6 protein-coding genes are annotated in these 10,937 nt (G+C 51.5%); 2 read left to right on the top strand and 4 right to left on the bottom strand.

The window, feature by feature from the left end; all coding sequences use genetic code 11:
- Window positions 1–40: 40 nt before the first annotated feature.
- Window positions 41–2,101, top strand: a complete 2,061-nt coding sequence (locus MKO97_RS11130) for a CotH kinase family protein (protein WP_241103297.1) — start codon at window positions 41–43, stop codon at window positions 2,099–2,101.
- Window positions 2,102–2,146: 45 nt separating this feature from the next.
- Here the strand turns inward: MKO97_RS11130 and MKO97_RS11135 are convergent, their stop codons facing one another.
- From MKO97_RS11135 to MKO97_RS11150, 4 genes are all read right to left on the bottom strand, one after another.
- A complete protein-coding gene (locus tag MKO97_RS11135) occupies window positions 2,147–3,001 on the bottom strand; it encodes an N-acetylglucosamine kinase (RefSeq protein WP_241103298.1) in 855 nt (284 codons plus the stop codon).
- Between the two features lie 135 nt (window positions 3,002–3,136).
- On the bottom strand, window positions 3,137–4,141 hold the full coding sequence (gene gap, locus MKO97_RS11140; RefSeq protein ID WP_241103299.1) for a type I glyceraldehyde-3-phosphate dehydrogenase: 1,005 nt from the start codon (window positions 4,139–4,141) through the stop codon (window positions 3,137–3,139).
- Between the two features lie 30 nt (window positions 4,142–4,171).
- Window positions 4,172–5,158, bottom strand: a complete 987-nt coding sequence (gene pfkA / locus MKO97_RS11145) for a 6-phosphofructokinase (protein WP_241103300.1) — start codon at window positions 5,156–5,158, stop codon at window positions 4,172–4,174.
- Between the two features lie 143 nt (window positions 5,159–5,301).
- On the bottom strand, window positions 5,302–9,774 hold the full coding sequence (locus MKO97_RS11150; RefSeq protein WP_241103301.1) for a translocation/assembly module TamB domain-containing protein: 4,473 nt from the start codon (window positions 9,772–9,774) through the stop codon (window positions 5,302–5,304).
- Window positions 9,775–9,913: 139 nt separating this feature from the next.
- Between MKO97_RS11150 and tsaD the strand changes: the two genes are divergently transcribed.
- Window positions 9,914–10,936 (top strand): tRNA (adenosine(37)-N6)-threonylcarbamoyltransferase complex transferase subunit TsaD, encoded by a 1,023-nt coding sequence (gene tsaD, locus MKO97_RS11155; RefSeq protein WP_241103302.1) that lies wholly within the window; start codon window positions 9,914–9,916, stop codon window positions 10,934–10,936.
- Window position 10,937 lies beyond the last annotated feature (1 nt).

Below are 10,937 nucleotides of genomic sequence, written 5' to 3' on the forward strand. Positions count from 1 at the left end.
TGTGCAGGTTTTCCTTACATTTGGAGCAAAGCTCCTTATGATGATGCGCCTTCGATTTTTCATGCTTCTGATAGCCAGTAGTTTTGCTACGGCACAAACCTTTTCCGGCACTACCGGCGCGATTTCTGACGATGGGACGCTTACTACCTACACCGTTGCCGTAACTGGGGTACCTGCCGCACTCGGAGGTAATTACGGTATCCAATCGGTTTGTTTGGACATCACGCACACCTGGGACAGCGACCTTGATGTACGCCTGGTTTCGCCGGACGGTACCGAAATCACGCTTTTTTCCGGTTTAGGGGGCGATGGTGACGATTACACCGATACGTGTTTTTTACAGACCGCCGCCGCCGGTATCGTAACGGCTAGCCCTCCGTTTACGGGTAGTTTCCGGCCGCAACAGTCGATCGGAAACCTCAATGACGGCGGAAATGGAAACGGCCTATGGACACTCAAGGTACTGGATACGTATGCCTTTGCCGATACTGGTAGCCTGAATTCCTGGAGTATTGAATTTGGTCCGGATGCCCCTACCCCTTTCGTTTTTTCTTCGTCTAACCTTCCTATCGTCATCATCAATACGAATGGCGTTGACATCCCCGACGAGCCGAAAATAGACGCCCTGATGGGAATCATTGATAATGGTCCAGGGCAGGAAAATCATCCTTCAGACATTCCAAACGGATACAACGGACACATCGGCATCGAACGACGTGGCAGTTTTTCCCAGGGACTTCCTCAAAAACCCTATAACCTCGAAACGCGCGATGCGGCCGGTGCCAACCTCAATGTCTCGCTGTTGGGAATGCCCGACGAACACGATTGGTGCCTGCTGGCCACTTATAACGACAAGGTATTCGTGCGTAACCGACTGGCTTTCGAACTGTTTTCGATGATGGGACATTACGCCACCCGTACGCGATTCTGTGAGGTTGTACTTAACGGCGATTACCAGGGGATTTACCTCCTCGCTGAGAAAATCAAGCGCGACAACAACCGCGTCGACATCGCGAAACTGACACCGGATGAAAATACCGGCCTCAATGTCACCGGAGGCTATATCATAAAAAACGATTATTGGTCGGATGACGACAGTTGGCAATTGGGCTTCCACCCGATCGACCATCCGGAAGTAGATGTGCGTCTGGTGTACGACTATCCGAAGCCAGCCGATATTTCAACACAGCAGAAAGCCTATATACAGGGATTTATCCAAAATATGGAAACCGCGTTGTATTCAGATGACTTCGCCAATCCCCTGAATGGCTATCAAAAGTACCTCGATGTCGATTCCTTCATCGATTATTTTATCGTGAACGAACTCTCGCGAAACGTGGACGGTTTCAAGAAAAGTTGGTACTTCAGTAAAGACAAGGACAGTGCATCGGAGATGGCGAAACTGATGGCCGGACCTGTTTGGGATTTCGACTGGGCATGGAAAAACATTTGGGATTGCGAGACGTTTCAGGCCACCGACGGATCGGGTTGGTCGCACCTGATCAATGACTGCGGGCCGGATGTGAGTTCGAACGGCTGGTTCGTGCGTTTACTGCAGGATCCTTCCTTCGCCGACCGGCTGCGGTGCCGATGGGAAACCCTCCGCGGGACCTTCCTTGCAGAAGATACACTCGACACCTGGATTGACGAACAAGCAGCACTGCTTGACGGTGCCCAGCAACGCCACTTCGAACGCTGGGGGCATCTCGGCGTCAATACCGGTACGCCGGAAATCGAACCTGACCCCGCAACATTCGAGGCACAGTTGGCCCAATTCAAGAATTGGATCCATCTCCGACTCGTGTGGCTCGATGCCAATATCCCTGGAAACGCAGAAAGTTGTGCTCTTTCTACAGCGACAACCGCTGCGCATCCGGTGGTCGCGTTTCCCAACCCCTCTTCCTCTGTTGTGAACTTCCGCTTTGGCGAGGGCGTACACCCGCGCCGGGTAGCACTTTTTGACGTTACAGGGAAAGTGATAGAGACGATATCGATGGAAACCTCTTCCCTAAATGTCAGTGCATTGGCTCCCGGACTTTATTTCGTCCGGTTTTCCGACGGAATCACACCGACGACCGTTAAGATTACCGTCGCCCATTAAAAAAGCCACCCCTGAGGATGGCTTTTTAGTCGGTTTGCCCATAGGCTATTCAGGCGGAATCGAATGGTACGCGATCAATCCGTCAATCGGACGGCGCAATACATTTCCGAGCTTGATGCCGTGCGCATCGAGAACTTCCTTAAGTTCTTCCCGTAGGTAAAAGGCGATGGATCCGATGAAATGCACCGGCACGTCTTTGTGATTCGGGTATTGCTTGATATAGAATTCCGTGAAGTCTTCCATACACGAACGGATGATCCGCTGGCACCATTCATGGTCTTTGTGTTGGATGAGGAATTTCGCGAACGTCGCCAGATAGGCATTCGGGTTCGGTTCCTTATACAGATGGTGCTTGATGGTATCCGGTTCGAGATCGTAAGCCTTTTCGAATTCGGTAGCAAGTTCCTTCGGCATCTTGTTAAAGTAGTAGCCGCGGATGAGGTGGCGTCCGAATTGGTTGCCTGAGCAATCATCCATGGCGATATAGCCGAGCGACTGCACTTTCTGGTGCAACACGACACCGTCGAAATAACTGCAATTCGATCCGGTTCCGAGAATCGACACGATGGCCTGTTGTCCGCGGGGTGTCGTTGCGTATACCGCAGCATAGGTGTCTTCCTGTACCGATATATCCGCATTCGGGAAATACTCCTTGAAGATACCCGCTAAAAAGTCGCGCATCCGGTCGGTGCCGCAGCCCGCGCCGTAGAAATACAGGTTGGAAACGCTCTTGCGGTTGTGTGAAATGTCGAAACGGTCTTCCAGGCGGGCGATGACCTGATCTTTACCCAATACTTCCGGATTGATCCCGAGTGATTGTGTGGTAAAGAGTACTTTGCCGGCGTCGTCGATGGCGATCCAATCTGCCTTGGTCGAGCCGCTGTCTACTAATAACTTCATTTGTTTTGGTTGGGTTAGTCGGTTGGGATTCCCCTTCCGCCCGAGGCCGAATAGGACGGCATACGATAGGCGAAACGGCAGAACGATAAAAAGAATCCCGCCGTGTGACATGCACCGACGGGATCCTGTTTTTGGTTAGACGAGTCCGGCAATATGAACCGAAAGATCGATCAGTTTGCTGGAGTAGCCATATTCATTATCGTACCACGATACGATTTTGAAGAAGGTCGAGTTGAGTCCGATACCGGCTTTCGCATCGACGATCGAAGTGCGCGAATCGCCAATAAAATCCTGTGATACCACGTCGTCTTCTGTATAGCCCAGAATACCTTTATAGTCGGTTTCCGATGCGTTTTTCAACACTTTCATGATTTCTTCGTAGCTGGTTTCCTTGCCCAGTTTTACGGTCAGGTCCACTACGGAGACGTCGGCGTTTGGCACGCGCATTGACATACCGGTGAGTTTGCCATTCAGTTCCGGAATTACCTTACCTACTGCTTTTGCAGCGCCGGTAGAAGCCGGGATGATGTTGAGGAGTGCCGCACGGCCACCGCGGTAGTCTTTGCGTGACGGTCCGTCTACGGTCATTTGCGTCGCTGTTGTTGCGTGAACCGTTGTCATGAGTCCTTCCACGATACCAAAATGGTCGTTCAGTACTTTCGCCAGCGGTGCCAGACAATTGGTCGTACACGAGGCGTTTGATACGATGGTATCGGCTGCGGTTGCTTTGGTATGGTTAACACCCATTACGAACATTGGCGCATCTGCGGAAGGAGCCGAAATGATGACTTTCTTGGCGCCCCCGCGAAGGTGTGCTTCGGCTTTTGCCACTTCGGTGAAGATACCGGTACATTCTGCCACGACGTCAACACCTACCTCGTCCCATTTCAAAACCGCCGGGTCTTTCTCAGCCGTGATACGGATGTTGCGTCCGTTGACGAAAAGCTGTCCGTCTTTTACTTCCACGTCGCCTTTGAAACGTCCGTGAACCGAGTCGTATTTAAGGAGGTATGCCAAGTGGTCAACATCCAGCAAATCGTTGATGGCTACCACTTCTACATTATCCCTATTGAAGGTTTCCCTGAAGACGATACGTCCGATGCGTCCGAAACCGTTAATTCCTAATTTTACCTTTGACATTACTGAAACTATTAAAGTTGTTACTGGTTTTTATGTTGACATGATGTCGGAAACGCGAAGCAGTTCGCGGTCGATCTCACTTTTGCCTTTGATGGCCTGTTCAAGCGGGGTAAGGGCAATTTTGTCTTCGAGTACGCCTACCATGTAGCGGGTCTTGCCTTCCAGGATCGACTCCACAGCCTTCACACCGAGTCGGCTCGCCAATACCCGGTCGTAGCACGAAGGGGCACCACCGCGTTGCATGTGGCCCAATACGGACACGCGCACGTCGTATTCCGGCATGTTCTCATCGACGTAATCCTTCAGTTCGAATACGTTCTTACCGATCTTGTCTCCTTCGGCGATGACGACGATGGAGGACGATTTTCCCGATGCCTTGCTTTTCTTAAGGGAATCGAGCAAGCGGTCGAGTCCGAGATCTTCCTCCGGGATGAGGATTTCCTCCGCTCCCGCCCCGATACCGGCGTTAAGCGCAATATGCCCCGCGTCGCGGCCCATGACTTCCACAAAAAAAAGACGGTTGTGGGAACTGGCCGTATCGCGAATTTTGTCGATGGCCTCCACAACCGTGTTGAGGGCGGTGTCATAACCGAGGGTATGACTTGTACCGTAGATGTCGTTATCGATGGTACCCGGTATCCCCATTACAGGAAAATCAAATTCAGAACTGAAAACCTCGGCGCCGGTAAAGCTGCCATCCCCGCCGATGACGACAAACGCGTCGATGCCGGCTTTTTGGAGGTTTTCGTAGGCTTTCTGGCGTCCTTCCGGCGTACGGAAGTCTTTGGAACGGGCTGATTTCAGGATGGTACCGCCTTTGTTGACGATGTTGTTGACGCTACGGGGGCCCATTTCTTTGAAGTCGCCTTCGATCATCCCCTGGTAGCCACGGTAAATGCCGACGCATTCGACGCCATGGAACGCACACGTACGAACCACGGCACGGATAGCGGCGTTCATTCCCGGCGAGTCGCCACCGGAGGTCAGGACACCAATCCGTTTGATTTGTTTTGACATTTTTTTGGTGTTGAAAATGCTAAAGTAGCAAATATTGTATACGTCACATGTTGCATTTTTCCCAAATCGGCAATGCGGCGCATTTCAATCGTTTTCGTTGATAAGTTTTTGGAATTGCCTTATTTAGTAAGGGATTTCACGAATCAGTTACGCTTTGTTTCCTTCTTTTTACGGCTCTCTTCCGGCGTATTGAAGTGCATGCCTTCCGGCACTTTTGGTTCCTCTTCCTCTTCTTGTTTTTTGGCCGGCGCCTTCTCGACGGTTTTGGTACCGAAAATCCGCTTGACCAATTCCTGGAAGGTGTCGAAATCGACCTGGTAGGTCACACCGACGCCCTGCGTATACCCAATGCCTTCCCCTAAATAGTTAATATCGTTCTCACGGTTGAAGAAGCGCAGGTTCATGGTACCGTCTTCGTTCACCCGGTATTGTACTTCCACATCGCCTACAACCGCCGACTGGTTCAGGCCTCCTACCGGCACACCCACCTTGCCGTTCACCGTAATCCGGTCGTTGATCTGTGACGATACCGTAAAGCCCACCGCACCATTCGATTCGTAACCCGGCGTACGCTCGGCCGTTTCGAGGAAGGGGTTTACGCGGAACTTATCATCTTTGCTCTGGAAAATGTCACCAAACAGCCCCGTTCCGGTTTCGACGACGTTGTTCACGATCGCGCTCTGGTTGACACCATCACTACTCATGAAGCCGCCCGTACTCAAAAGCGTCAGGGCCTGCGTCTGCCGGATGTCTTTATCGCTCAGTTTGCTTTCGATTTCACTGCGAAGCACCGAATTCATGTTGGGGAAGTTGATGGAGAAATCGGGTTCCGGACTCGCCAAATTTCCGGTGATGATGATGCCCACCAATACGTCTACTTTCCTGTTTACCGATGGGTTCTCCAATAATATAGAGGGGTTGGCGGATGTTTTGTACGTCGCTTCCAGGTTGAGGCGCGCCCGCATCGGATCACCTTCCCATGTAATCGAGCTATATTTCTTCACCGTAAACCGTTTGTCGAACAGTCCTTTATATTTAAAGTTGTATTCGCCTTCATACACCTGGTAGTCACCATACATATTGAACTTACCCAGCGTATTGATCTCGAGCAACAGTGTTCCGTTCCCCCTGCCCCGCATACCGTGACCGGTTTCCCGATCGAGGATCACTTCAATCTCGGCGTCGGGCGTAATGTCGAGGTCGAACTGCAATTCGAGGCCGTCGTAGCGCCTCGTGCTGCCTAAGCCGTTTTGCAGGTTGTACTTTTCTTTCGGACTCAGGAAATGGATAAACGAACGACTGCCGACGTTTTCGGTGTTGCTGATCGGGATGCCGATTTTTGTTCCTTTGGCCGACTTGGCTGCCATTTCTATAAACAGGGAACTTGTAGGCCCGGTAATAGACGCCTTCCCGTCGATGAAGGCTGTTCCGAAATAGGCCGCATCGTCGTGATCCTCGGTGTCAAGCGCCAGGAAGCGGTCGCTCGTCACATTGAGGTCGAGCGCCCAGTCGGAGAAATTCTTGTGCCGTATGAAACCGTTCAGTTTTCCTTCCGTTTTATACTTCGTGTCGGTTAACGTGTTGTTCCGGAACGCAAAGCGGTTATCAGCGATATCGACGATGGAATAGTTTCGGATGGCGTAGTCGGTATTCAGGTACGGAATCCGGAAACCGGCTTCTTCCAGGAAGAGCTTACCAAAAATGTCGGGTTCGCGGAACGGACCCGTGACCCGCGCCGTACCGGATACATAGCCCCTTATATTCGACAGGATGTCTTTACCCAACGGACTGAAAGGCGCGATGTTGAACCGTTCAAAGTTGACGTGGAGGTCCATGGTGGTTTCACGGTTCTCGACATTGAAGGTACCGTCTACGAGGAACGACTTGACGTTGTCGTTTTCAAGCGATGAATCTACCTTGAAGGTTTTGAAACTGTTGTCGCCTTCGATAGACAAGTCCAGATTTCCCAACCCGATATCATTGACCGCCAGTCCAGAAACCGTGAGGTGCGACGTCGGTTGGTAAATGGACTTTTCTTGCTTGAACCGCACGTCACCGTCGAGTCGTCCGGCAATACGGAGGCTGTCAATAGACGGAAGGATCCGGGCCAGGTCGACTTTCTCAAAATCGAGATCGAGGTCTTTGTAGGTCGAGTCGCGCATGGCACCGTGCAGGGAAACGCGCTGGTCTTCATGCGACATGGCGATGTTGTCGAAATCGAACCGCTGCAGTTTCTTATCAAAAACGACACGGTTGTTCGGGCCGTCCAGTTCGTTGAGGAACCAGGTGAAATCACCGAAACGCAACTCCGACTTCTGGATGCCGACGACGTTGTTGTTGTTTTTGTCGATCGTATGATAGAGGTTCAGCGTAAAGGCGTCGGTCGCTTTCGGGCCGCCTTTGAATTCCGAGCGCACATACATCGTATCTTTTTTCGTGACGTTAATGGCGCTGAAATCAGAGAACTTATAGTATTTCGTTCGGATGGTATCCGTTTCGATATACGCGTTGAACAACGGGTTCTTGTTATCAACCGTCAGTGAGATCCGCTCGAATTCATTGTCATAGGCCTTGATCTCAGGCGACGAAAAGTTCAGGCGGAATTCGTTGGTATCCGAGTCTATGTTGCCTTTCACAAACGTGTTGGTCGACACTTCAATACCGGGAAGGAACACTTCCACGATCTTATTGTAAATACTGAAGTCGAAACGCAGGAACTGCCCTTTGCTGACTTTATTCGGTTTGTAATTGGTGTAAAGGCTCCCGATGGAATTCTCGAGCATCTTCCGAAGTTCCCCAAACCGGAAGCGTCCCGTCACTTTTCCTTCGATGATATCCGGTGAGACGATGGTCAGCGTCCGCACACCCGCCGGATCAAATTCCGACGTCAGTCGCAGGTCCTCAAATAAATAGGTGTCTTTCTGGTTCTGGTAGGACGTATCGGTCATACCAATCGTACCACGCATGTTATCAATGGTGCTTCCCACCACATCGGCGCGGATTTCCCCTTTAAAGACGGAAATGGGGTCGCTGCTGAAATGCAGCTTATTGAGATTGGCGAAGTCAATATTCGCGTGGAGGTCGTAGCGGTTCTGCTTCTTCGACATATCCACCAATCCGTCGAAATCCATGAAAAGATTCGGGTCGTTGATCACGAGTTTCCCTTTGAACATCGGGCTTCGCAAATCACCGTCGACGATGATATTCGAGTAATTGTAGCGGTTGTAGTAAAACCGGTCGATGGAACCTTTCACACTGGAATGGAGACTTGACTGTGTAAAGCCGCTTCCGTCTACCGCCAACGCCAGCGAAACGGGGCCTAATTCCTTTCGGGAAAGAAAACGTCCAAGATTGAAGTTCTCCAACTCGACATTCCCTACATACGACGCCTTCTCACGGTTGGACATGTTGGCCATGACGAAATCGGTTTTGACGTTGCCGATGGCCGATGTCATGAATACGTCAGTTTTAAGCGTCCGGGCCGTGACTTCCACCGATCCTTTCAGGTTGGCCTGTCCGAGTGTTTTGAGGTTTTCCGGCAGCGAGCTCCCCAGGACGCGCGGCAAAATCGAGACCAGGTGTCCGTAATTTGTACTCATTTGCCCTAGTTGTGCATCCATCCGGAACGGCATTCCTTCCTTACCCCACATATTGCGAAAGTGGAGGTCGCCCCGTATCTGCGTGGCCGTACCTTCCGTAATGGTTGCGCGGCGCAGGAAAAGGTTGTTGAGCGTACCCGTCACATCCGAATCGACGCGGAAGGAATGACCCCGCGCGATCTCATTGTAAAAACACCGCACGTCGTCGCTGCCGATCTGCGTCGAATCCAACCGCACCTTGAAAAGCACTTTGTTGTTGAAGTCCATGAAATCTTTCCGGTCGTAGTACATTCGCACAAAACCATAGATCTTCGAGTGACGCGTTTCCACCGACAAATCCTCCATCAGGATGTTCTTCTTGGTGTAGGTAAACCGCGAACTGAGGTTCTTCACCCGCACACCCCGATAATCGGTGAAAGCGAGTTTGTTGATCTTGGCCGTGATATCCGGTCCGAGGATGCGGAAATTATTGAGTGACGCCGACAGGTCAGAGAAATACACATCCTTCGGGCTCTGGCGGTTGTCGTTGAACAGCATGAAACGGCTGTTGGTAAAATACGCATTCTTCGCTTCCAGGCGAAACTTGTGGCTGGAGGGTTTCTGTGGTTCCGTCTCAAAACGGGCGATGAACACATCGAGATTGGTATCGGCTTCCCCTTTGTAATTGCGCAGGTTGAAAACCATGCCATCGATTGTAACATCGCCGAACATCAAGTCGCCGTTATACAACTTTCGAAAGCTGAGGATGTCGGTCTGGATGCGTTTGGCGTAGACCAGCGTATCCCGGTGATGGTCACGAATCATCACGTCGCGAAACTTGACGCCACCGAACAGGGTGAGCGCCACGCTGTTGATTTTGATATCGGTGTGGTAGTCGGCGTTGATGCGGTCGGTAGCATAGGCCGCGAGCCGCGTTTGCACCGAAGGGATAGACAGCACTATGGCCATCGTCAACAGCAACAGGATGAGTGTCAGCAGCGTGCGGAACACGACTTTTCTAGCCTTACGCAGGCGCAATCTGGTTTTGCTGACTTTTTCCAACGATCTTAAGCTATCGCGTAACGTGTTCCTTACAAAAGCGGTATCTTCGCAACGTGGTAAAAATAGCTATTTTTATCGCGTTTTATTTAAAAAATACCTAAAATTCCCTCGTCCCATGGCCGCCCAGACGCACTATTTACTCGCCATCGAAAGTTCCTGTGACGATACCGCCGCCGCTGTCCTAGAAAATGACCGCGTGTTGTCGAACGTCATTGCCGGACAAGCCGTGCACGAACAGTACGGCGGCGTCGTGCCCGAACTGGCCTCGCGTGCGCACCAGCAAAACATTGTGCCGGTGGTCGATACTGCCTTGAAACGGGCCGGAATTACCGCTGAACAGTTATCGGCGGTCGCCTTTACAAAGGGGCCGGGTTTGCTCGGATCGCTGCTGGTCGGCACGTCTTTCGCGAAATCGCTGGCACTGGCGCGCGGCATTCCATTGATTGCGGTCAACCACATGCACGCCCACATTTTGGCGCATTTTATTGATGAGGAAGGATACGACAAACCGCAGTTCCCGTTTTTGGCCTTGACCATTTCAGGTGGACATACGCAGATCGTGCGGGTCGATGGTTTCTTCGACCTGACCATCATAGGGGAAACCACCGACGATGCGGTCGGTGAAGCTTTTGACAAAACAGCCCGTGTGTTGGGACTTCCCTATCCGGGCGGCCCGCTGGTTGACCGGCATGCGAAAAATGGCAACCCGAAAGCATTTCCGTTTACGAAACCGAAGGTGCCCGGACTCGACTTTAGTTTCTCCGGACTTAAAACGCAGATACTGTATTTCGTCCAGAAGAATGTAGAAAAAGACCCTGACTTCCTGCAACGCACTATCGACGATGTATGTGCCTCCGTGCAATATACCATCGTAGAAATATTGATGGAAAAACTGAAGATGGCCGTCGAACAAACGGGCATTCGGCAAGTGGCGATCGGAGGCGGTGTTTCGGCCAATTCCGGCATACGCGATGCGATACGTCAGGCGGAAGTCGATTTGGGTTGGAAAACCTTCATTCCCAAGTTTGAATATACTACCGACAACGCGGCCATGATTGGCATCGTCGGCTACCATAAATTCCTGTCAGGCCAATTTGAAACCGCCGATACCGTGTCATCGGCCCGCATTGCTTTTTGAT

This window comes from Flavobacterium sp. HJ-32-4 (assembly GCF_022532105.1).
Lineage (GTDB): Bacteria > Bacteroidota > Bacteroidia > Flavobacteriales > Flavobacteriaceae > Flavobacterium.

Bases quoted from the DNA above. Each gene is read 5' to 3' on its own strand.
- MKO97_RS11130 (WP_241103297.1), top strand. From the start codon at position 41: ATGATGCGCCTTCGATTTTTCATGCTTCTGATAGCCAGTAGTTTTGCT.
- MKO97_RS11135 (WP_241103298.1), bottom strand. From the start codon at position 3,001: ATGAAGTTATTAGTAGACAGCGGCTCGACCAAGGCAGATTGGATCGCC.
- gap (WP_241103299.1), bottom strand. From the start codon at position 4,141: ATGTCAAAGGTAAAATTAGGAATTAACGGTTTCGGACGCATCGGACGT.
- pfkA (WP_241103300.1), bottom strand. From the start codon at position 5,158: ATGTCAAAACAAATCAAACGGATTGGTGTCCTGACCTCCGGTGGCGAC.
- tsaD (WP_241103302.1), top strand. From the start codon at position 9,914: ATGGCCGCCCAGACGCACTATTTACTCGCCATCGAAAGTTCCTGTGAC.